General features: G+C 39.3%; 25 protein-coding genes. 4 read left to right on the top strand and 21 right to left on the bottom strand.

Annotated elements, in window-relative coordinates; all coding sequences use genetic code 11:
- Nucleotides 1-20: 20 nt before the first annotated feature.
- The 20 genes from hisIE to NQ185_RS11045 form a co-directional block, all read right to left on the bottom strand.
- On the bottom strand, nucleotides 21-683 hold the full coding sequence (gene hisIE, locus NQ185_RS10950) for a bifunctional phosphoribosyl-AMP cyclohydrolase/phosphoribosyl-ATP diphosphatase HisIE (RefSeq protein ID WP_257581800.1): 663 nt from the start codon (nucleotides 681-683) through the stop codon (nucleotides 21-23).
- Nucleotides 673-1,434, bottom strand: coding sequence for an imidazole glycerol phosphate synthase subunit HisF (hisF, locus tag NQ185_RS10955; RefSeq protein WP_257581802.1), 762 nt, complete (start codon nucleotides 1,432-1,434; stop codon nucleotides 673-675). The genes hisIE and hisF overlap by 11 nt, the downstream gene beginning before the upstream one ends.
- Before the next feature lie 170 nt (nucleotides 1,435-1,604).
- Nucleotides 1,605-2,192, bottom strand: coding sequence for an imidazoleglycerol-phosphate dehydratase HisB (gene hisB / locus NQ185_RS10960; RefSeq protein WP_257581803.1), 588 nt, complete (start codon nucleotides 2,190-2,192; stop codon nucleotides 1,605-1,607).
- Complete coding sequence (locus NQ185_RS10965) at nucleotides 2,176-3,246, bottom strand: pyridoxal phosphate-dependent aminotransferase (RefSeq protein WP_257581804.1); 1,071 nt, start codon at nucleotides 3,244-3,246, stop codon at nucleotides 2,176-2,178. The genes hisB and NQ185_RS10965 overlap by 17 nt, the downstream gene beginning before the upstream one ends.
- Complete coding sequence (gene hisD / locus NQ185_RS10970) at nucleotides 3,243-4,526, bottom strand: histidinol dehydrogenase (RefSeq protein WP_257581805.1); 1,284 nt, start codon at nucleotides 4,524-4,526, stop codon at nucleotides 3,243-3,245. The genes NQ185_RS10965 and hisD overlap by 4 nt, the downstream gene beginning before the upstream one ends.
- Nucleotides 4,523-5,143 carry an ATP phosphoribosyltransferase gene (gene hisG, locus NQ185_RS10975; RefSeq protein WP_257581806.1) on the bottom strand — a complete coding sequence of 207 codons (621 nt, stop codon included), beginning with the start codon at nucleotides 5,141-5,143 and terminating at the stop codon, nucleotides 4,523-4,525. Before hisG ends, hisD begins: the two co-directional genes overlap by 4 nt.
- Entirely contained in the window at nucleotides 5,140-6,264 is a 1,125-nt protein-coding gene (locus NQ185_RS10980; RefSeq protein ID WP_257581807.1) for an ATP phosphoribosyltransferase regulatory subunit, read from the bottom strand. Before NQ185_RS10980 ends, hisG begins: the two co-directional genes overlap by 4 nt.
- A gap of 153 nt (nucleotides 6,265-6,417) precedes the next feature.
- Entirely contained in the window at nucleotides 6,418-7,413 is a 996-nt protein-coding gene (locus NQ185_RS10985) for an ABC transporter ATP-binding protein (protein ID WP_257581808.1), read from the bottom strand.
- A complete protein-coding gene (locus tag NQ185_RS10990) occupies nucleotides 7,388-8,416 on the bottom strand; it encodes an ABC transporter ATP-binding protein (RefSeq protein WP_257581809.1) in 1,029 nt (342 codons plus the stop codon). Before NQ185_RS10990 ends, NQ185_RS10985 begins: the two co-directional genes overlap by 26 nt.
- Nucleotides 8,417-8,436: 20 nt before the next feature.
- The gene (locus NQ185_RS10995) at nucleotides 8,437-9,366 is read right to left on the bottom strand and encodes an ABC transporter permease (protein ID WP_257581810.1); all 930 of its coding nucleotides are present in this window, start codon (nucleotides 9,364-9,366) and stop codon (nucleotides 8,437-8,439) included.
- A complete protein-coding gene (locus NQ185_RS11000) occupies nucleotides 9,366-10,295 on the bottom strand; it encodes an ABC transporter permease (RefSeq protein ID WP_257581811.1) in 930 nt (309 codons plus the stop codon). The genes NQ185_RS10995 and NQ185_RS11000 overlap by 1 nt, the downstream gene beginning before the upstream one ends.
- Nucleotides 10,296-10,410: 115 nt before the next feature.
- Complete coding sequence (locus tag NQ185_RS11005) at nucleotides 10,411-12,108, bottom strand: peptide ABC transporter substrate-binding protein (protein WP_257581812.1); 1,698 nt, start codon at nucleotides 12,106-12,108, stop codon at nucleotides 10,411-10,413.
- Nucleotides 12,109-12,467: 359 nt separating this feature from the next.
- Complete coding sequence (locus NQ185_RS11010) at nucleotides 12,468-13,421, bottom strand: ABC transporter permease (RefSeq protein WP_257581814.1); 954 nt, start codon at nucleotides 13,419-13,421, stop codon at nucleotides 12,468-12,470.
- Complete coding sequence (locus tag NQ185_RS11015; protein ID WP_257581816.1) at nucleotides 13,414-14,334, bottom strand: ABC transporter ATP-binding protein; 921 nt, start codon at nucleotides 14,332-14,334, stop codon at nucleotides 13,414-13,416. Before NQ185_RS11015 ends, NQ185_RS11010 begins: the two co-directional genes overlap by 8 nt.
- 1 nt (nucleotide 14,335) lies before the next feature.
- On the bottom strand, nucleotides 14,336-15,043 hold the full coding sequence (locus NQ185_RS11020; protein WP_257581817.1) for an ABC transporter ATP-binding protein: 708 nt from the start codon (nucleotides 15,041-15,043) through the stop codon (nucleotides 14,336-14,338).
- A complete protein-coding gene (locus NQ185_RS11025; RefSeq protein ID WP_257581818.1) occupies nucleotides 15,027-15,413 on the bottom strand; it encodes a GntR family transcriptional regulator in 387 nt (128 codons plus the stop codon). The genes NQ185_RS11020 and NQ185_RS11025 overlap by 17 nt, the downstream gene beginning before the upstream one ends.
- A 5-nt stretch (nucleotides 15,414-15,418) precedes the next feature.
- Nucleotides 15,419-16,204 carry a hypothetical protein gene (locus tag NQ185_RS11030; RefSeq protein ID WP_257581819.1) on the bottom strand — a complete coding sequence of 262 codons (786 nt, stop codon included), beginning with the start codon at nucleotides 16,202-16,204 and terminating at the stop codon, nucleotides 15,419-15,421.
- Nucleotides 16,205-16,333: 129 nt separating this feature from the next.
- A complete protein-coding gene (locus NQ185_RS11035) occupies nucleotides 16,334-16,507 on the bottom strand; it encodes a hypothetical protein (RefSeq protein WP_257581820.1) in 174 nt (57 codons plus the stop codon).
- Between the two features lie 94 nt (nucleotides 16,508-16,601).
- Nucleotides 16,602-17,186: a DNA-3-methyladenine glycosylase gene (locus NQ185_RS11040; RefSeq protein ID WP_257581839.1), complete on the bottom strand. Its 585-nt coding sequence runs from the start codon at nucleotides 17,184-17,186 to the stop codon at nucleotides 16,602-16,604.
- Between the two features lie 12 nt (nucleotides 17,187-17,198).
- The gene (locus tag NQ185_RS11045; RefSeq protein ID WP_257581822.1) at nucleotides 17,199-18,143 is read right to left on the bottom strand and encodes an alpha/beta hydrolase; all 945 of its coding nucleotides are present in this window, start codon (nucleotides 18,141-18,143) and stop codon (nucleotides 17,199-17,201) included.
- 163 nt (nucleotides 18,144-18,306) lie between these two features.
- Here NQ185_RS11045 and NQ185_RS11050 point away from each other — a divergent pair, with 163 nt between their 5' ends.
- From NQ185_RS11050 to NQ185_RS11065, 4 genes are all read left to right on the top strand, one after another.
- On the top strand, nucleotides 18,307-19,608 hold the full coding sequence (locus NQ185_RS11050; RefSeq protein ID WP_257581823.1) for a homoserine dehydrogenase: 1,302 nt from the start codon (nucleotides 18,307-18,309) through the stop codon (nucleotides 19,606-19,608).
- Nucleotides 19,605-20,666: a threonine synthase gene (thrC, locus tag NQ185_RS11055; RefSeq protein ID WP_257581824.1), complete on the top strand. Its 1,062-nt coding sequence runs from the start codon at nucleotides 19,605-19,607 to the stop codon at nucleotides 20,664-20,666. The genes NQ185_RS11050 and thrC overlap by 4 nt, the downstream gene beginning before the upstream one ends.
- On the top strand, nucleotides 20,663-21,574 hold the full coding sequence (gene thrB / locus NQ185_RS11060) for a homoserine kinase (protein WP_257581825.1): 912 nt from the start codon (nucleotides 20,663-20,665) through the stop codon (nucleotides 21,572-21,574). Before thrC ends, thrB begins: the two co-directional genes overlap by 4 nt.
- 82 nt (nucleotides 21,575-21,656) lie before the next feature.
- Entirely contained in the window at nucleotides 21,657-22,820 is a 1,164-nt protein-coding gene (locus NQ185_RS11065) for an iron-containing alcohol dehydrogenase (RefSeq protein WP_257581826.1), read from the top strand.
- Nucleotides 22,821-22,861: 41 nt separating this feature from the next.
- Here the strand turns inward: NQ185_RS11065 and NQ185_RS11070 are convergent.
- A partial coding sequence (locus tag NQ185_RS11070) for a hypothetical protein (protein ID WP_257581828.1) occupies nucleotides 22,862-23,230 on the bottom strand: 369 nt, incomplete at its 5' end.

Below are 23,230 nucleotides of genomic sequence, written 5' to 3' on the forward strand. Positions count from 1 at the left end.
GGGGCAGATTTGACTGCCCCTTACCAATTTTCAATTTCTGGTCTTTCTTTTTTGGCGTTTCCTTTTTTCGATGTCCTTTTGCGAAGCTCAGCTTCTACATCTTCTAATGCAACACCTTGATTGGCAAGGAGAACGAGGCAATGATAGAATAAGTCGCTCGTTTCATATACTAGCTCTTCTTTATCGTTATTTTTTGCCGCGATAAGAACTTCCCCTGCTTCTTCAATAAGCTTTTTGGAAATTTTATCGATGCCTTTTTCAAATAAATAGTTTGTATAGGATCCTTCAACAGGCTTTAATTTCCGATCTAAAATTTCTTCCATTAAGTCGGCATAAATCGATTGAGGTGCTTCCCCTTGAACTACCTCTTCGCCTTCTAATTCAACTGATTGGAAGAAGCATGTTCTTTCACCAGTATGGCAGGCTGGCCCTAAAGGGTTAACCTTTATTAAAAGTGTATCGCCATCACAATCATACTGGATCGATTTCACAATTTGCTTGTTTCCAGATGTAGCTCCCTTATTCCAATATTCGTTTCTGGAGCGTGAGTAGAACCAAGTTTCTTTCGTCTCCACCGTTTTATTAAAAGCTGTCTCGTCCATGTAGGCAAGCATGAGTACTTCTTGAGTTTGATCATCTACGATAATTGCAGGAAGCAGCCCTTTAGAAAAATCAAGCTTCACTTACGTCAACTCCCCGCTCCTTGCAAAGTGCTTTTACTTCACCAATAGTCACAATACCTTCGTGAAAAATGGATGCCGCCAAAGCGGCGTCAACATTCGTTTTTTCAAACACTTCTACAATATGTTCCGCATTCCCACAGCCACCTGATGCGATAACTGGAATATTTACAGCATCCACTATTGCCTTCGTGAGTTCTAAATCATAACCATCTTTTACTCCGTCGCGGTCAACACTAGTTGGCAAAATGGAACCCGCTCCTAAATTCTCAAGCTTTTTGCTCCATTCAACTGCATCAATACCCGTATCCTTCAATCCCCCGTGAGTCATGACATGCCATGAGCCATCAGGAAAAAGTTTCGCATCGACTGCCGCTACGATTCGCTCAGAACCGAATTTCTCTACCGCATCTGCAATCAGTTCGGGACGTGCAACTGCAGCAGTATTAATTCCGACTTTGTCAGCACCAGCATTTAAAATACGTTCGATATCCTCAAGTGTTCGGATGCCGCCTCCCACTGTAAACGGAACGGTCACTTTTTCAGCGACACGTTTGACAACATCTACCATCGTATCGCGTCCTTCTGTTGTAGCAGAGATATCTAAAAACACCAATTCATCAGCGCCGTTTTCACAATAGGATTTCGCCATTTCAACAGGGTCTCCCATTTCACGCATACCTTCAAAATTGATTCCCTTCACGACTTTTCCTTCTTTTACATCTAAGCATGGAATAATTTTCTTCACAGTCATAAAGCACCACCCTTTAGTTTAATTGTGCCTTCATGCACATCGCTTTTCTAACAGTTCCACTATACTCTTGCATAACTCTGTTTTACTACCGGATAATATGGCAATACTATCGGATAACATCTTTTCACTCTCTTACTACTTAAGATCTACTCTCTAAATCGCCAAGATCGTTACTCAATCAAGCCCTTCGTCGAATTGACTCCCTTAATATTAGGATCAATCCGAATCGCTTCAGCCAAAGCGCGGCCGACTGCTTTAAAAATAGCTTCTATTTTATGGTGCGTATTTTCTCCATACAATACACGGACATGCAGCGTAATTCCGGCATTAAAGGCAAATGCTCTGAAAAATTCCTTTACTAATTCAGTGTCAAAATTCCCAAGAGATTGTGTCTGGAATTCTCCTTCAAAATGAAGGAATGGCCTCCCACTAATATCAATGGCAGCAAAACCTAGCGTTTCGTCCATTGGAACATAGGATGATCCGTAACGGACAATTCCTTTTTTATCTCCTAATGCTTCGCGAAGTGCTTTTCCTAGTACAATCCCAGCATCCTCAACTGTGTGATGGCTGTCAATATGTAAGTCACCATCTACCTTCAATGTCAAACCAATCCGGCCATGGCGAGCAAATGCTTCCATCATATGATCAAAAAATCCGACGCCGGTTTGAATATCCACAACCGATGGATCGTCTAATCGGCACTCAAGCTGGATTTTTGTTTCCAACGTTTCCCTATTATTAGATGCACTGCGCATACATCTCACTCCATTCATTTAATGCGGTTCTAAGCTTTGCATGTTCCTCTTTATTTCCCGCTGAAATCCTAACTGCTTTCAATTTTTCACCATCAAAAAAGCGAATTTTAATCTTTTTTTCGTATAGGAAATCCGCGAGAGCTTTTGCTTCATTCATTTTGATAAGGAAAAAATTTGTATGGCTTGGGAATAACTGTGCGCCTACAATTTTGCGGACAAATTCAGTTAAAATTTCCTCAAGCTCAGCTATTTGACCAAGCTGAATTAATAAAAATTGATCCAACACATTCGGATTTTCCAGTAGCTGTGTACCGATTTGCGCCGAAATGGTATTCACATTGTAAGGAGGTTTGATGCAGCTGATTCCTTCAATGATTTGGTCATTCGCTATCAAAAATCCAAGCCTTAATGCTGCCATCCCCATTGCTTTGGAAGCAGTTCTTAAAATGATTAGATTTTCATAACTTATGACTTTTTTAGCAAACGGAGATTCTCCAGCAAAGTCGATGTACGCTTCATCAAGAATTAGAACTCCATCCACTAACTGGAGTGCAGATAAAATTTCCTCGATTTCAATTACAGAATAAAGCTGCCCTGTCGGATTATTCGGGTATGACAGAAACATAAGCTTCGGTTTTCTCGTTTCAATTTCTGCCAAAACCTTTTCAAGCGGCAATGAAAAATCTTCATTTAAGGAAATTTGGTTTACTTCCGCTCCCATAATGACAGCATTTTTCTCATACATGGAAAAATCCGGTTCCAAGACGAACACTACATCGCCTGGGTCAAGAAAATATTGAGAGATAATCGAAATTAATTCATCCGATCCATTGCCGGCAATAATATTATCAACAGGGAATCCGCTGAATTTACCATAAGCCTTAACAAGTGCTTCCGAGCTTTCGGCTGGATAACGATTAATCAATGTTTCCTGTAATTCTCCGAGATCTACTGATGACAACAAACTCATAAATGCTTCATTATTATCTAGCCTAATCATGTCAAATTCAGGCTTTACCTTATACGGTGTCATTCCTTGAAGTGCTTTTCTCATTGTTCCAGCCTCACTTTCACGGCACGGGCATGCCCATCCAATTTTTCCTCAGCAGCGATTTTTTCAATATAAGGTGCCGCATTACGCAGCGCCTCTTCAGAATAATAAACAAAGGTCGTTTTCTTCACAAAATCATCAACTGATAACCCCGAAGAAAATCTTGCAGTTCCCGAAGTCGGCAATATGTGGTTTGGACCCGCAAAATAATCACCAACTGGTTCAGGAGTATAGCTTCCTATAAATACGGAACCAGCGTTTTTCACTTTACTCAAATATTGAAGTGCGTTTTCCACTTGAATTTCCAAGTGTTCTGGGGCAAGCGCATTGACTAATTCAAAAGCTTCATCAATAGAGCTGACAACAACAGCCGCTCCTTCATTCATAAGTGAAACTTCTGCGATTTCCTTTCGCGGCAATAAAGCACATTGCTTTTTTACCTCAGCCAAGGTTTCTTCCACTAAACGCTCAGATGTTGAAAAAATAAAAGCCCTTGCTTTTTCATCGTGTTCAGCTTGCGCGATGAGATCTGCTGCAACGAACTTAGGATTTGCTGTTTCATCTGCGATTATAGCAACTTCCGATGGCCCCGCAATCATCTCAATCCCCACATCACCAAAAACAAGCGACTTAGCTGCCGCCACATACGCATTTCCAGGACCGACTATTTTATCAACTGGCTCAATTTCTTCCGTTCCATATGCTAAAGCGGCAATAGCCTGACTTCCACCCATTTTATAAATTTTATGAACCCCTGCAATATCAGCTGCAACCGATAAGATTGGCGTAATCGCCTCCCCACCGCGAGCAGGAGTTGCCATCACAATTTCGCGCACACCGGCTAAAACAGCAGGTATTGCATTCATTAAAACAGACGAAGGATAGACCGCTGTTCCCCCCGGAACGTACACCCCAACTCGATCAATCGGACGAAAAAGTTGACCCGAAATAATATCATCCGTCATTTCCATCATCCGCGACTGCTGCAATTGTTTGGAATGGAATTTCCGAATATTTTCTGCTGCCTTTTTTAATGCTTCAATAAGCTCCTCTGGAACTTGTTCCCACGCTTCTTTTCTTTCTTCCTCGGAAACTTCCCATTTTTCAGGAATACCTCCATCAAATTTCAATGTGTATTCCTTTAAAGCCGACTCTCCGTTACTTCTAATGTTTTCGAGCACTTCTTTGACCGTCACTAAAACCTGATCTTCAAATGCTTGTTTTTTAGTTTTTCTTGAAATAAAAGCAGAAATAAATTGTTCGGGTGAATAAGTAGGAATCATATAATCTCCTCCTCTATGCGAAACGAATCGATTAACGGAGTCAGAATAGCTCTTTTTAATTTCAATGAATTCCGATTCGCTATTAAGCGAGCTGAAATAGTTAACATTTCTTCTTTTACGACGAGTCCATTTTCTTTTAACGTATTTCCCGTCTCTACAATATCAACAATATCGTCTGCAAGACCCAAAAGTGGAGCTAACTCAACAGAGCCTTCAAGCTTCACAATATCGACCGATTTCCCTTGATCCCGGAAATATTTCGTCGTGATATTCGGATATTTTGTCGCAATCCTTTGCTTTCGTAGAGGGGTCAAATTCGATGGCTCCCCTGCAATTGCGAATCTACATTTTCCAAAAGGGAACGGCAATAAATCAAATACATCTGGTTGGACTTCCAATAAAATATCCTCGCCGACAATTCCAAGATCCGCAATCCCATACTCTACATAAGTAGCGACATCAATACCTTTAGCAAAAATAGCACAAAAATGATCTGTTTCAACTTGTAGTTTCCGGCCTTTATCTAGCAACGGATTAACATCATAGTCTAGATCCTTTAAAAATTTAATAAATTGTTTTTCCAACCTACCTTTTGTTAGGGCGATAACTGGTTTCATCGATCAATCATCTCAAACTTTCCATTTAATTTCTTAATTTCATAAACTCGATCATAAACTTCCACATTTACTGATTCTAATTGGACATCCACTATACAATTTTCAAAGGATTTCCGAACATTTTCGGCAAATGCTAACGAATCTTCATTCGCAATAATACACACCTTTTCCAATGAATCCATTTCTTTTACTTGTGCTGCTAATACCTCTACATCAAGGGCGACGCCTACTGCTGAAATACTTTCGCCAAATTGTTCATACAAGCGATCGTAGCGGCCTCCAGAAAAGCAAACCGCACCTGAACTTTGTAAAAATCCCCGGAACATCAAACCAGAATAATATGGAAGGTTTTTCACCCTTCCGAGATCCACAAGAATTTCTCCACTGCCTGATTGTTGTAAAATATGGGCAAGCTTCTTTATATGTTGTAATGTACCTAGCACATTCTCTCGATCTTTCCATCTTTTTTCATATTCAGCTATGATTTCAATAGGCCCGAAAGCATCTACAAGTGACGCAAGTTCTGCCGCTTTCTCTTGATCACTGCGTGCAAGCGCAATTTGATATACTTCATCTTTTTTCTTATCATGCATCGCTTGCCTTAATCGTTCTGCCTCAAGCTTTGATAATTTCAGCTCCGAAACGAAACTTTCATATATTTCAGTATGTCCGAGTTCAATGACACATGTGCCAACTCCGATTTCCTTCAAAAAAGCCTGTGCCATTAACAGACATTCACTTTCTCCCATCAATTCTGGATGATGAATAATCTCTACACCAATTTGATGATATTCAACACCTGGCATATTTCGTTTAAAAATAGATCCTTGATATGCCCATTTTTGGGGTGTCTTTTCTTGGGATGATAAGGCACGGGCAATCGCTGTCGTCCAGTCAGGGCGAAGGACTTCTATTTCGCCCTCACCGTTAAACCATTTCATCATATCTTGTAATTTCATATCAATAAATTCATTCGTAAAAGTTAAAGCATATTCGATAACAGGTGTTGAGATAGGCTTATACCCTCTCATCGTCGTAATTTGTCTGAACTTCTCCATTACCTGAAAACGATTGTTTAGAGAAATTCCCATTTCATCTTTACTTCCGGCTGGTAAAAACAATCCTATTCACTTCCCGATTCTTTAGTCCGTTATCACTCTACCAAACTAAAGGATTTTTAATTTCTACAACTATATCATAAATCAAAAGTAAATACAATCAAAATTTCACAACAACGGGCATGAGAAAAGGGAGCATTGAAAGCTCCCCCGCAATCACATTTCATATAAATGACACGCAGTAAAATGACCAGGCTTTACCTCTTGCCACTTAGGTTCTACTTTTGAACAGATCTCCATCGCTGCCGGGCAGCGGGTACGGAAAACGCAGCCACTAGGAGGAGCGATTGGACTTGGAACATCTCCTTTTAAGACAATTCGTTCCCGGTTCACCTCCGGGTCAGGAATGGGAACAGCTGACAGCAATGCTTGTGTGTACGGATGCAAAGGCTCATCATATAAGCTATTACTATCGGTCAGTTCAACCATTTTCCCAAGATACATGACAAGAATTCGATCTGAAATATATTTCACCATTGATAAATCATGGGCAATAAATAAATACGTCAATCCCATTTTCTGTTGAAGTTCTTTCAATAAGTTGACGACTTGCGCCTGTATCGAAACATCAAGTGCAGAAATTGGCTCGTCGCATACGATAAATTTAGGATTAAGTGCAAGAGCTCTGGCAATGCCAATTCGTTGGCGCTGACCTCCACTGAACTCATGGGGAAAGCGACTCATATGCTCAGGATTTAAGCCAACTAATTTTAATAATTCCTTAATGCGCTCTTTTTTCTTTTTTCCACTTAGTATTCGATGGATGGCAAAAGGCTCACCAATAATTTCCTCTACTGTCATCCTCGGATTTAAAGAAGCATAAGGGTCCTGGAAAATCATTTGGATTTCTTTACGTATTTTCCCCATTTCCCTCTGTTTAAAAGAAAATATATTTTTCCCGTTATATAAGACCTCACCGCCAGTAGCCTCGTATAAGCGGATAATTGTCCTACCAGCAGTTGATTTACCGCAACCACTTTCACCAACTAGGCCGACAGTTTCCCCTGGATATATATCCAGTGTTAATCCATCAACAGCTTTTAAATGATGACGGTCAATAGAAAAGTATTTTTTTAATTCTTTAATTTGTATTAAAGGGGTTTTAGAACCATTATTTTTTGTTAAGTTAGTTTCTATTAATTGTGATGGCATTTGCCTTCCCCTTTCCATCCCCTTGTTTCGCCATTGGGTGATGCAGCCAACAAGCGGCAAATTGGCCCGGACTAACTTCTTCAAGCTCTGGATTATGATTTTTACATACATTCATCGCGTATTCACATCTGGCAAAAAACGGGCATCCTTTTGGAGGATCCAATAAATCTGGAGGTGTTCCAATGATCGGAGCAAGCGGTTGTTTTTTGTCCATGTTTAACTTCGGTATCGATTTCAATAAGCCTTCCGTATACGGATGCTGCGGCTTTTGATACAAGTCCCGAACTGAAGCTGTTTCTACTACTTGTCCAGCATACATTACCACTACCCGCTCGCACATTTCAGCCACTACTCCAAGATCATGGGTGATTAAGATGATCGAAGTTCCCATTTTTTGCTGAATTTCCTTCATTAATTCCAATATTTGTGCTTGAATGGTTACATCAAGTGCAGTTGTAGGTTCATCAGCAATCAAAAGCCTCGGATTGCATGCTAATGCTATAGCAATCATCGCTCTTTGCCTCATACCTCCTGAATACTCATGAGGATATTGATGGATCCTCTTTGAAGCTTGAGGAATTCCTACGAGTTCTAACATATTCAAAGCTTTATTGAAAGCTTCTTTTCTACTAATATTATTATGGCGTAAAATCGCCTCGATAATTTGGTTTCCAATCTTGCTTGTCGGATTAAGGGAAGTCATCGGATCTTGAAAAATCATACTAATTTGCTTCCCTCGTATTCTTTGCATGTCTTTTTCGGAATTTGCAAGCAAATTTTTTCCGTAGAATTCGATTGATCCTTGCTTATAACGGACAGAGGAAGTTGGCAAAAGCTTCATAATTGATTTTGCTGTAACACTTTTCCCACAGCCCGATTCTCCCACGATAGCAATGGTTTCTCCTTCTTTTAATTCAAAGTTTACCCCTCTAACTGCTTTTACTTCGCCTGCATATGTTTGAAAGGATACGTGCAAATCTTTTACCTCTAATAAATTTCCCATTTTTATTTTGCCCCCCCTCTCTAATTCCGCAATCTCGGATCAAGGGCATCCCGAAGTCCGTCGCCGAACACATTAAATGCCAACATCGTAAGTGAGATTAATATGGCTGGAATATAAAGTTGATACAAATTCCCAATATGAATGCTGCCGAGGGCATCGTTGACAAGCGTCCCCCAACTTGCCTGTGGGGGTTGTACACCTAAGCCAAGATAGCTTAAAGTTGCTTCGGCAAAAATGGCAGTTGGGACAGTAAGGGTTAGGTTAACAAGTATTGGCCCCAGTGTATTTGGAATCATATGCTTCCTCAAAATCCACCCCATATTAGCCCCCATTGCGTTGGCAGCATGAACAAACTCCAATTCCTTTAACTGTAAAACTTGTCCACGGACAAGCCGTGCCATTGGGATCCATCCCGTAATGGTCATCGCAATGATAATCGGCCAAATCCCTCTTTTCATCGCAATCATGACTAAAATAACCATCAGTAAATAGGGAATCGCATATAATACTTCTGCTATCCTCATCATTACGTTATCAGTGCGGCCGCCTTTGATAGCTGAAATTCCGCCATACACAACACCAACTACGAAATCGACCAACGCCGCCATAAAGCCAATAAATAATGAAATTCTCGCCCCATACCATGCCCTTGTAAATAAATCGCGGCCGGACGTATCGGTGCCAAACCAGTGTTCAGCATTCGGTTTGAGATTTTTTTTCGTAAAATCTTGTTCATAATAGGAGTATCCATTTAAATACGGACCAATAATTGCCATGATAAGTAAAATAATGATAATAACAAGACCAAACATCGCAAGCTTATTTGTCTTTAACCTTCGCCAAACATCTGCCCAATATGACATCGATGGCCGAGTTATTTTTTCCGCTTCTTTAAAATTATCAACTGCTGGCTGGAACATGTCCTCTGTAAGCTTCATTTGTTTTTCCATCAGCTGTTCTCCTTTGCGATCTTAATGCGAGGATCGATCCACGTATAAGCCACATCAACGATAAAGATCAAAAAGATCAGAATGGCGCTATAGAAAACAGTTGATCCCAAAATGACTGAATAGTCACGATTGAAAATACTTTTAACAAACATTTCTCCCATCCCAGGAATTCCAAAAATATGCTCAATAATGAAGCTGCCTGTAACGAGGTTAGCAGTCGTAATCCCCAATACTGTAACAACTGGAAGAATTGCATTCCTAATAGCATGTTTTATAATAATCATGCTTCTGGCAAGACCTTTCGCTTTAGCCGTTAAAATATAATCTTGATTCATGACCTCCAACATGCTGGACCTCATTAATCTAGCTAAAAACGCGGTTGGCATCATCGCTAGTGAAATGGATGGTAAGACAGTATGAGACCATGATTTCCATGTTGCAACAGGTAAGACCCGCAAATAAACTGCAAAATATTGAATGAGGAAAGTGGCAAGAATAAAACTAGGTACAGAGATACCGATAATCGCTATGACCATCGAAAGGTAGTCTGGCCAGCGGTTATGATTAAGCGCCGCAATAACGCCTAATATCAAACCAAACGTTATAGCAATAACAAGCGCCTGCAGTCCAAGATGTAGAGAGACTGGAAATCCTTTTTTAATATAATCATTAACTGTTAAAGTCTTTGATTTCATGGATGGACCAAAGTCTAATTGGAGCAATGATTTTAAATATATTCCATACTGGACAATCTCTGGTTTGTCCAAATTATAATGTTTCTGCAAATTATTATATATAGCGGGTGGCATTGGGCCTTCTTTAGCAAAGGGATTGCCCGGAATGATTTTCATGATTATAAAAGTAATGGTAATGATGACCCATAGGGTAATAATCGCCCATATTAGCCGCTTTAACGTATATTTCAGCATGAATACACCTCTTTTTAGTGCAACTTGAAGTGAATAGAATCTTTATGAAAAATCGGGGTATGCCACAAAGACATACCCTTCATTTAGCGTAGATTTACCCGCACATCTTGATCTTTTATTTTTCAATATCTGCATATATAAACTGCGGATAACGGTTAATTGGAGTAAAGATTCCCTTCACATGCGGCTTAACCATAAATGGTTTTGTATAGAAATAAATCGGGACAATCGGCATTTCGTCCATCAAGATTTCTTCTGCTTTATGCATTGCTTCCATGCGCTCTTTTTGATCCATGGATGATTTTGCTATATTGATTTGTTTGTCGTACTCGGCATTACCCCAGTTTGCATCATTGAATGGACCATCTGTTACCCATAAGTCGACGAATGTCATTGGGTCAACATAGTCGCCTGACCAACCTGCACGGGAAATATCATAGTCTCCTGCTTTTTCACGGTCTAGCTTCACTTGGAATTCAACGTTCTCTAACTCAACAGTAAAATCGAGGTTTTTACGCCACATCTCTTGAACGGCTTCCGCAATTTTTTTATGTCCTTCTGATGTGTTATAAAGGATTGTGAATTTCGGCATTTCCTTCATGCCTTCTTCAGCAAGACCTTCAGCTAATAACTTCTTAGCTTCTTCTACATCTTCTTTAAACAGATCTCCAGAATTGTCTTGGAAGTCTCCGCTCACATCATTGATTCCTGGTGGAATGATTCCGAAAGCCGGTTTTTGACCACCTTGGGCAACGTGTTCGGTAATTGTGTTTCTCTCAATTGCCATCGAAAGAGCTTTTCTTACTTTGACGTTATTGAAAGGCTTTACATTATTATTCAAGTTATAGTAATAGACTGCAAAGTCAGGACCGTTATTGAATTCCGCGTTACCAGAGTCTACAAGCTGGCCTTGTACATCCTGTGGAAGCGGATAGGCAAGATCTAATTCATCTGCTTGATACATTTGCCATGCAGTGTCTTCGTTATCAATAATGACAAACTGCACTTCGTCCAATTTAATTTTATCTTTATCGTAATAATTTTCGTTTTTCTCCAACTTCATGCTTTCTTTATGATTCCACTCAGTCAACTTAAAGGCTCCGTTGGAAACGTAGCTTGAGGCTTCATGTGACCAATCTGGATTCTCTTCTTGCACCTTTTTATTTACTGGATAATACGTGTAAAAAGATGTCAAATCAAGGAAATAAGGTGTTGGTTGCGCTAATTTTACTTCGAGTGTTTTTTCGTCTAAGGCTTTAACTCCTACTTTTGCTTCTAATTCCTCATACTCTGATTCATCTTCAGAGCTATTATATTCCTCTGCTCCTTCAAGATAATAGAGTTGGTATGCATAGTCGGAAGCGCTCGCGGGATTAAGCGCATATTTCCATGCATATTCAAAATCTTCAGCTGTAACTGGATCACCATTGGACCACTGTATGCCATCTTTTAAATGGAAGGTCCAAGTAAGATTATCATCACTGACATCCCATGTTTCTGCCATTCCATCGACAATTTCACCTTCAGGGGTTTTCTTTGTCAAACCTTCAAATACATGCTCCAAAATCCATGAGTCATGTGTACCTTGTGCGATTCCTGGATGTAATGCGCCAGGTTCTTCATTATTATTAAGATATAAAATTTTCCTTTCCGCTGGGGCTTGTTCAGGTTCCTTTCCTTCTTCTGCCGTCTTCTCTCCCTCATCTTTTGGAGGAGAGGACGTTGGTTCATCCGTTTGCCCACTGAAACAACCACTAAGCACTAACATAAATACCAAAATCAGTGAGAATAATGATAATCTTGACGATTTCAAATGTAATCCCCCTTCAATCATGGTTTTTTTACGAAAATACAAATCAAAGAAGCATTGGTGAAAATACTAAGCTTTAAAGCTTAATAAATCCCTGCATCCATGCTAGGGCATACTATTAATCTATAATCGTCGTCCCAGCAGAATTAAGTTAAAGCTAGGGGAAACGCTTACATAATTAATAAATGCTCATTCCATTGTATGATGTAACTTCATGATTAATTTGTTATTTTCGCATGCATCAAATATATCAAAATTTTTAGTATAAATATATATTTTTTTATTAATAGAAATATTTAGAATGGAAAAAACAAGCTATTTAGCTTCTTGTTTAAAGAAGCTAGGCAGCTTGTTTCTTTTCATTAATTCGCGATATCTCTTTTTGTAAAAAACACGAAGGCCATGGCGTGGAAAATAATGAAGTAAATAAGGATCATGATGATTGAAAATTGTAAGGTCATCCCGTCCACAAGCGGCATACCATCAACATATTGCATTAAATTAGTATTGGCGAATAAGCTGTATTTTGCCCAATCAAATTTAGCAGCTAATAAGTTTGTTATGGTTCCTCCCATAAGTAGCAAGAAAATAGAAATTCCAATTGCCAACCCACTGTTTCTAAACACTGCCGAGATCATAAATGCCATTGTTGTAAGCAAGAAAACACTTAATGAGTTTAAAAGATACGTTTTGATTAAATAGAGTAAAAGGTTTTGTTCTACTACTGCCCCATTTACAAATGCGAGATGAACATTGTCTCCCGTCCCTTTTCCAAATAGAATTAATCCTATGATGGATACTGTTATAAAAAGGATTGCCAGCATAGTCAAGAGATACAGAATGGTTGTAAGATATTTTGCCAACAATATTTTCCATCGCCTATAAGGCTTGATCAATAAGATTTTTATCGTTCCCCATGAAAATTCGTGAGCGACAATGCCTGATGCGATGATAATGACAAGCAGCCCTACAAAACTAGCTAGATCAGAAGATTCTTTTATAAAGTTCCATACTGAATATGAATTTTCCGGCGGCATATTATGTTCAATCCGATATTCATTGATGGCAATTTGTTTCGAGTAAAATTCTTTAAGGGACGGTGCAGCGAATTCTACATCTTCCAATTGCGCTTTGTTCTGCTCGTTCTGTGTAATAAGACTTTGCTTCCAATTATCATTTGCAGGCTTTTCCTGGGATTCAATATATTTAGTAATCGCACCAGCTCCAATGATGACGAGCAGAAGAAAACCAATCATAATATACGTACTTACTTGTTTGAAAATTTTAATCCATTCATTCTTTATGAGATTAAGCATTAACCGCGACCTCCTTGCCATTCGTAATTTCTAGGAATCTATCCTCAAGTGATCTTTTTTGTCCTTTCACTTCATAAATGAGGAAATTGTTATGAACTAGAAGATTAATCACATTTGGTACTTGTTCTTTATCCAACACTAATCCGATTCCTTCTCCATTCACTTTTGGTGCATAGCCTTGCTTATTCAAAACATTAATAGCATGTTTCCTGTCGTTAACTATAAATACATATTCTCTTTGATCTGTACTTGCATCTTCATGAACTTGCTGAACATTAATCAGTTTCCCTTTTTGAATAATGGCAATACGGTCACACATCATTTCCATCTCTGAAAGCAAATGACTTGAAACGATAACGGACATTCCCTTGTCCCGTGCAAGACTTCGCAAATAATCCCGTATTTCCCTTATTCCAGCAGGATCCAGTCCATTCGTCGGCTCATCCAAGATTAATATTTTCGGATCGTGTAAAAGACTTTGCGCAATGCCTAAACGCTGTCTCATTCCTAAGGAATATGTTTTTACCTTGTCGTGAATTCTATCTTTCAAACCTACTAGTTCGATAACTTCATCTATCTTTTCTTTCGTTACCCCTTTAGTTAGTCTGGCAACTTGCTGTAAGTTTTGATAGCCTGTCAGAAACTTATACAGTTCAGGGTTTTCAACAATCGCCCCAACATGCTTAATCGCCTCTTCATAATCCTTTACGACATTTTTCCCGCAGATGGCAATCTCACCAGATGTGATGCCAATCAGCCCAACGATCATTCGAATGGTCGTCGTTTTTCCAGCACCATTCGGACCAAGAAACCCAAATACTTCACCTTCCTTCACTTCAAAACTTAGATCATCAATTATTTTTTTCCCTCGTATTGTTTTCGTCACATTTTTTAACTCTACAACTGTTTTCAATCTATTCACTCTCCTTTTGACTCATTGTTGATTTAAACCATTCAAGAACTGAAAGCCCTAGTTCTTCTCGTAATTTTTCTACATTTTCATGACCAATAATATGACCATTATAGATCGCAATCACTTCATCCATAATTGGTTCAATTTCGTCTATCTCATGTGTTGCAATAATAACGGTTTGCTCTTCAAAATCGATATAGGTCAATAAACTCTTTATTATAGAATCTCTCACCATCGCATCCAACCCCGAAAAAGGTTCATCAAGTAATACGATTGGTGCTTCACGGGCTAAAGTTAAAACGAGCTTTAATCTACCTCTATTTCCCTTTGACAATTGTTTAATTTTCTTTTTGCCATCCAGTTTCATTTCCAATAAAAGCTTTGCTGCCTTATCAGCATTGAAATCTGGAAACTGAGTATCATAAAAATGAACCATTTTATTAACCGTAAAAGAATCGTAAAACATATCCAATTCTGTTAAATATGCTACTTTTCTACTAATTCTCCGTGTTACTTCCTCATCCTGAACTGTAACTTTTCCACTGTTAGGGTAGACGAGCCCTGCAATTAGTTTTAAAGTAGTCGATTTTCCACTTCCATTAGGACCAAGTAATCCGTAAATTTTTCCAGAGTGAAACTGAAGGGTTACATGGTCCAAAGCTTTTTCGGAACCATATTTTTTCGTTACTTGATTAAACTGGATCGCCATTTTGATCCCCCTCATTTAAAAATGCTTCCAATCCGCTAATCATTTCTTTTTTTGAAAAACCAAGTTCCTCCATACTTTTAACAAACTGTAAAATGATTTCCTTTTGCATTGTCTGTTGTAGTTCTTCTACCATACTTTCTTTTTCTATCACAAACGTTCCCTGCCCTCGTCTCGTTTCCACTACTCCCATCCTCTCCATTTCAGTATAAGAACGTTGAATGGTGTTTGGGTTTACACCTAATTGAATAGCCATTTCGCGTACTGACGGCAATTTATCTCCCGGTTTTATTTCTTCTCGGACTATTCTTTGAAAAATTTGATCCGCAATTTGCACATATATTGGTTTTGATGCTTCAAAATCAGCTTTCATCCACATTACACCTCCACTTTTTTATCAAGGAGTCTGCTTGCAATGAGGAATAAGATAGTGGAGAAGATAATGTAAATAATAATTGGAATGATTGGGACAGGTACATCTGTATAAGTTATTGTCCATCCGTTACCCTTTGCGTATTCCATAGAAGGTCCAATATTTACGTTAGCTGTTAAACTAAAATAAGTATCTTGCAAAACTTTGAGTCTTACTAACAATGATTCAAGGACACCAAAAGCTATCCAAACTAAAAACACAATCAGCCAGCGGAAATTTTTCAAGGCTGGGAATTTTCCAAGTGAATGATAAATCGTCCAAAGAAAAATAATCCAGATTACAATATACAAAGAAGTAGAAAAAATGGCGATATGGAAAAGAAATCCCTGTTGTATAGGTAGAAAATCCTTAAACTCCGTGATCAGACCGGTTTTAAATAAAAATTGCATAAGAACTATCCCATAAACAACGAGCATTAATTGAGATAAGATTTGTAATAATGCGGCAGCGCTTATTTTTGCAAACAATAACTTTTTACTGTTTTGCGGATTATAAAGCCAAATTTGCGTTTTCCCTTCAATATTTAACACATGTAAAATCAAGATTGGCATTACAAACAAATGCATGCTCATAAGCATGATATAAATTGGAACAACAATGCTCGGTTCATTCCAATAATCTTGCATGACATATCCCCCAACAATACAAATGAGAGAAAAAATAAGCCAAGTAATATACCAAAATCTCATTAAGAGCATATCTTTTTTCATTAATCCCCAAAATGCAGTCATCAAGTGCACCTCCAAAAGTTATGTATTAGTGTACTAACAAAATAGTACACTAATACATAAAGACACGTCAAGCGGATTTTTGTAAAATAAAATGAAAAGTTCTTCGTATTTTTTTTTTATCATGATGAATCAGACTGGTCTTGGTTCCTTGCGAGCACCTTGTCCGAAGAGAGAGCTATGATGGACAGATCTTCGTTCTTTGTAAGCATTTTGTCCAACAAGAGCGATGCGATGGACAATTCTCCGTTCCGTAAAGGTATTTTGTCCACCAAGAAGGCTTTGATGGGCAACACTTGGTTCCACGCTGGCATTTTGTCCATAACGAAAGGCTCCTTGGACAAATCATGTTTTTCAGAATTGTTTTGTCCATCAAAAAAAACGCATAAGCTGCGTTTTTTTATCTAGATACGTATGGATTTCCTTTCACCCAGAAGCGCCATGGATAATCGCGCGCTTCTCCAGTATTCTCGATACCGATGCGTTTTCCTTCCATAATTTCTTCAGGGGTTATGCCGGATGTAATATATATAGGAGGAGCGATTAAAGTTCGACCATAATCTTCCATCGTAATTCCCATTGCCTTTGTTAACTTTCCTGGACCATTTGTCAAATTTTTCAATTTGTCTACAGGTCTTCGTTTTAGCATTAAATCAACACCTTCGTGCGGCTCCAATGCTCTAATTAACACCGCATGCGGCTCATCCACCCCACAACTTACAATATTTATTAGGCAATGAGTGTGCATTGTATATGTATAAACAAGACCAGCTTCCCCATACATGATCTCAGTACGTTTTGTCCTTCTATTATTAAAACTATGGGCTGCGCGGTCATGCGGACCCATATATGCTTCTGTTTCAACAATATATCCAGATGTAATGCCTTCCTCTGTTTCTTTCACAAGAATGCAGCCAAGTAGTGCTTTTGCTAGATCAATTGTTGGCAATTGATAAAATTCTTTTTCTAAAGGCTCCAATCGTATTTCACCCCATTTCTATTGTAAGTCAAGTGCAGCATTAAAAAAACCGTTAACCTTTTTAACATATTCCTCAGGATTTTGCTTATATGATTCCACATGACCATAGCCATCAGTCAACCAAATAGAAAAATCTTTCGGATATTTTTGCACAATCTTTTCACTTTCCGTATAAGGAATCAAATCATCCCCCTTATTATGTATTAATAGGACTGGCCTCGTTGCTAATTTATCAAGCACACTAATCGGACTAGCATCATTAATATCTAATTTTGTCAAGAGAGGCATGATTCCTAGGATGAGTGGCGTAAAAGGAAAATTCGGAAGGTCTGACCATTTCGTCATATTTCCCTTAAAATATTCATGGAAATCACTGAACGGACTGTCCGCAACAACTGCGACTACATCATCTGTTTCCGCTGCGGCCAATAGTGAAGTCGACGCCCCCATAGAGACTCCAAGCAATCCAATTGGTTCTTCGTAATTTTTTTTCGTCCAATTAATCACGCCGAGCAAATCCAATTTTTCCTTAGCTCCAATAGTAGTCAATTCCCCTTCAGAATTTCCAGAATGACGAAAATCAAATGCAATAATTCTAAATCCATTTTCAAGCAGTTCATTGGCAAGCGATAAAAACGGCATCCCTTCTTCTACTCGATTTTCTCCATATCCATGAGAAAAAATAATATTCATTTTAGGCTGCCCCGCAGGTTCAAGAACCCACCCCGAGAGTTTTGTCTTTCCATCTTCACTTAACATTTCAATATCTTGATAATGAATACCATAATCACTAGGTAATACATTGACCGCTTTTTTCTCAGGCCTTAACATTTTCATTCCAGTATAGGCGGAAATAGCTATACAAACAAACACAGTTAGTCCGATGAGTGCACTAAAAACAATTATGAGCAATTTCTTCATGCTTATTTTTTTTACTGTTTTTTTCATTTCAATTACACCCATCATTTCAACCTTCTTTCTAAAATGTGAATCTACTTAAATAGTAATACAAAGCATTTTCACGTACAATTAATCATGAAAAATATCTTGACATGCGGCTATAAAATGTCTACTATATGGAGACAAATGTTTTTTTACAAAGGACATTGGAGAGGTGAAGACAAAAATGAAAAACTACATTTCTATCGGTTTGCTAGGTTTGGGAACGGTTGGTTCCGGGGTTGTACAATTAATAAAAAATCATCAAGAGGAGCTTGTCCATCAAGTTGGCTGTGAAGTAAAGGTAAAAAGCATTCTTGTTCGCGACGTTGAAAAAGAACGAGATATCCAAATTGGGCAAACACACCTCACCACTGACCCTAATGATGTATTACACGATCCAGAAATTGATATTGTGATTGAAGTAATTGGCGGGGTTGAAGAAGCCCGCGAACATATTATTCAAGCATTAGACGCTAAGAAACATGTCGTAACTGCAAATAAAGATCTTATCGCATTATATGGACCGGAACTACAACAAAAAGCACTGGAAAATAAATGTGATTTATTTTACGAAGCTAGTGTTGCTGGCGGCATCCCTATTTTAAGGGGATTATCTGATGGACTCGTTTCCGACCGCATTCAAAAATTAATGGGAATTGTGAACGGCACTACAAATTATATTTTAACAAAAATGGATGAAGACGGATTGTCTTATGAAACTGCATTGAAAGAAGCTCAAGAACTTGGCTTCGCGGAAGCTGATCCCACTTCTGACGTCGAAGGCTTGGATGCTGCTCGTAAAATGGCCATCTTAGCTAGACTTGCCTTTTTCACAAACGTCGAACTTCCGGATGTTGAAGTATCTGGAATCAGTAATGTTTCTGTTGATGATTTAAATTACGGAAATAAATTGGGCTACGTGATGAAATTAATTGGCCTTGCTCATTTTGAAAATCAACAATTGGAAGTAAGTGTGCAGCCTACATTCCTATTGAAGAGTCACCCGCTCGCCTCCGTTAAAAATGAATATAATGCCATTTATGTAAACGGTGAAGCAGTTGGCGAAACAATGTTTTATGGTCCTGGGGCGGGAAGCCTTCCAACTGCAACAGCAGTTATGTCAGATGTTGTAGCCGTCAGTAAAAACATGAGACTTGGTGTTAACGGGAAAAGCTTTGTTAAACCTCGATTTGAAAGAGTGTTGAAGTCACCTGACCAACGATTTGGCCAATATTACTTCCGACTCCATTTGAAAGATCAGGTAGGGGCTTTCTCTAAAATTACTACACTATTTAATGAATTGGACATTAGCTTTGAAAAAATATTGCAAACTCCACTGAGCAAAAATGAACTTGCAGAAATTATCATTGTCACACATAATGTTTCCATGGAGCGCTTTGAAAAAGCACTCATGGAATTAAGAGATTTAAGTGTAGTGGAAGATGTAATCAGCTACTACCGTGTAGAAGGAGATGCGAAAAAATGAATTGGCCGGGATTAATTGCAAACTATAGAGAATTCTTACCCGTAACAGATGAAACACCGGCATTAACGCTACAAGAGGGAAATACCCCATTGGTACATCTCTCAAACTTATCCAATCAGCTTGGAATTGAATTATTCGCGAAAATCGAAGGAGCCAATCCAACCGGATCATTTAAAGATCGGGGAATGGTCATGGCTGTTGCGAAAGCAGTTGAAGCTGGAAGCAAATCGATTATATGTGCATCAACAGGAAATACATCAGCTGCTGCCGCTGCCTATGCAGCAAAAGCCGGCATTAAAGCGATTATCGTCATTCCAAACGGAAAAGTCGCACTCGGAAAGCTTGCTCAAGCAATGATGTATGGTGCTGAAATAGTAGAAATTGAAGGAAATTTTGACGAAGCTTTAAATATGGTTCGAAAAGTGAGTGAAACTTCCGCGGTGACACTTGTCAATTCTGTAAATCCATATCGCCTAGAAGGTCAAAAAACAGCCGCATTTGAGGTTTGCGACCAATTAGGCAGCGCACCTGATATTCTTGCCATTCCAGTTGGAAATGCTGGTAATATAAGTGCTTATTGGAAAGGATTCAAGGAATACAATGATGTAAAACAGTCCGGCCTGCCAAAAATGTTTGGTTTTGAAGCCGAAGGTGCTGCTGCGATTGTTCAAGGGCAGCCAATCGCTGAACCAGAAACAGTTGCAACAGCTATTCGTATCGGAAACCCTGCAAGCTGGCATCTTGCGGTCGCAGCACGCGATGAATCAGGCGGAATGATTGAATCCGTAACAGATGCTGAAATTCTTGAAGCCTTTAAGCTTCTTGCTAAAACAGAAGGAGTGTTTGCTGAACCTGCATCTTGCGCTTCTATTGCGGGAGTTTTACAACAAGTAAAATCTGGCAGCATTCCAAAAGGCAGTAAAGTTGTTGCGGTATTGACAGGAAATGGTTTAAAAGATCCACAAACAGCTATTTCAGAAATTAATATTGATACTGTTGTTCTTCCTAATGATGAAAAAACAGTATTAGAATATATCGAAGGTGTTGTAACTGCATGAGTATGTTCAACATCACTGTTCCAGCGAGTACGGCAAACTTAGGTCCTGGTTTCGACTCGGCTGGATTGGCGTTAAACTTATACTTAACATTGCGGGTTGAAAAATCAGAGCAATGGGAATTTGTACATGAATCTGTGCATCTTCCCCCTGCTCCAGAAGCAAGCAACCATTTAATATATGAAACAGCGAAACGGACGGCGGGAAAATATCATTCAACATTACCGCCATGCAAAGTCATTGTGAAAAGTGATATCCCGCTTGCTCGTGGGCTTGGCAGTAGCGCATCCGCCATAATTGCCGGGATTGAACTCGCTAATCAACTTTGCGAATTATCACTTACTATTGAAGAAAAGTTAAGGATAGCGACTGATATTGAAGGACATCCCGACAACGTCGCCGCTTCACTTTACGGCGGTTTAGTCATTACATCACAACTGCCAAATGGAGATATAGAAGTTTTTCAAAAAACTGATGCAGATCTTGATTTTATTGTATATATTCCTGTTGTTGAATTAAAAACAGAAGATGCCAGGAAGGTTCTGCCAGATCAATTTACCCGCAATGATGCTGCTAAGGCAAGCGCGGTTGGAAATGTTATGATTGCGGCTCTAGTTTCTGGTAATTATGAACTCGCCGGAAAGGTGATGGAGGAAGATTTATTCCACGAACCATACCGGTCTTCCCTCATTTCTAACTATGATGATATTCGCCAGGAAGCGAAAATAGCCGGAGCATACGGAACGGTTATTAGCGGTGCAGGACCAACGATGATTTCCTTTGCTTCAATAGGAAAAGGTGAAGCCATCGCATCACAACTAAAGAAAATACTTCCGTCGCATGAAGTGCTTGTCATAAAGATGGATTCGGATGGAAGTCGCATTCATAACAACAAAGCCTTAGGCATTTAGCCTAGGCTTTATTTTTTGTCCTTACATTTTGCTTTCTACTATTATTTCAACGATAATAATACATAAAGGGGGCTGAACATTTATGGATAATTTTACTTTTTGGAATCCAACAAAACTTATTTTTGGCAAAGAACAGTTACAGCAATTAAAAACAGAAGTACCTAAGTATGGCAAAAAAGTTCTCCTCGTTTACGGCGGCGGTAGTATTAAAAGAAATGGTTTATACGATCAGGTTATGACTTTATTAAAAGAAATTGGCGCTGAAACCTTTGAACTGTCGGGAGTAGAACCGAATCCGCGAATTTCTAGTGTTAGAAAAGGCGTAGAAATATGTAAAAATGAAAGCATTGATTTTATATTGGCTGTCGGTGGGGGTAGTGTCATTGACTGTACGAAGGCCATTGCTGCAGGTGCAAAATATGATGGAGATGCGTGGGATGTTGTCGTTAAACGCGGCAGTGTAAATGACGCACTTCCATTTGGAACCGTTTTAACCTTGGCTGCTACCGGATCTGAAATGAACTCCGGTTCCGTTATTACAAACTGGGAAACGAATGAAAAATATGGTTGGGGCAGTCCGCATACGTTTCCTAAATTCTCAATCCTTGATCCCGTTAATACGTTTACGGTGCCAAAGGACCAAACCGTTTATGGAATTGTCGATATTATGTCGCATGTGTTCGAACATTACTTCCATCAAGCAGAACATACAGAATTACAGGATCGTCTCTGTGAATCGATTTTGCTTACTGTAATGGAAACTGCTCCAATGCTTGTAAACGATTTGGAGAATTACGAGTACCGTGAAACAATCCTTTACTGTGGAACAATGGCATTAAATGGAATGGTGAATATGGGCTTTAGCGGCGACTGGGCAACCCATAATATTGAACATGCTGTTTCGGCCGTTTATGATATTCCACATGGTGGCGGGCTAGCCATTCTTTTCCCTAATTGGATGAAACATAATCTACAAGTAAATCCGGCTCGTTTTAGAAAGCTTGCTGTCCGCGTGTTTGGAGTAGATCCTCACGGAAAATCAGATGAAGAAGCTGCGATGCAAGGTATTGAAAAACTTCGCGAGTTTTGGAATAGCATCGGTGCACCTGCGCGCTTAGCTGATTACGACATTGACAACAGCCAGCTTGAAGTCATGGCAGATAAAGCGATGGTCAATGGTGAGTTTGGTAATTTTAAAAAGTTGAATAAAGAGGATGTTCTTGCTATTTACGAAGCGTCATTATAGGTATAAAAGTCTGTTATGTCTGCAGGTAATTGATATAAGGGCTAGTTAATCAAAACAATGTTCAGTAAACACGAGACAATGGCCAGTAAACACGACACGACGGTCAGTAAACACGACGCGACGGCCAGTAAACACGACGCGACGGCCAGTAAACACGACGCGACGGCCAGTAAACACGACGCGACGGCCAGTAAACACGACGCGACAGCCAGTAAACACGACACGACGGACAGTAAACACGACACAACGGCCAGTAAACACGACACGACGGCCAGTAACACGACGCGACGGCCAGTAAACACGACGCGACGGCCAGTAAACACGACGCGACGGCCAGTAAACACGACGCGACGGCCAGTAAACACGACGCGACGGCCAGTAAACACGACGCGAAGGCCAGTAAACACGAC

Origin of the sequence: Lederbergia panacisoli, assembly GCF_024626525.1 — a bacterium.
Classification (GTDB): domain Bacteria; phylum Bacillota; class Bacilli; order Bacillales; family Bacillaceae_C; genus Lederbergia; species Lederbergia panacisoli.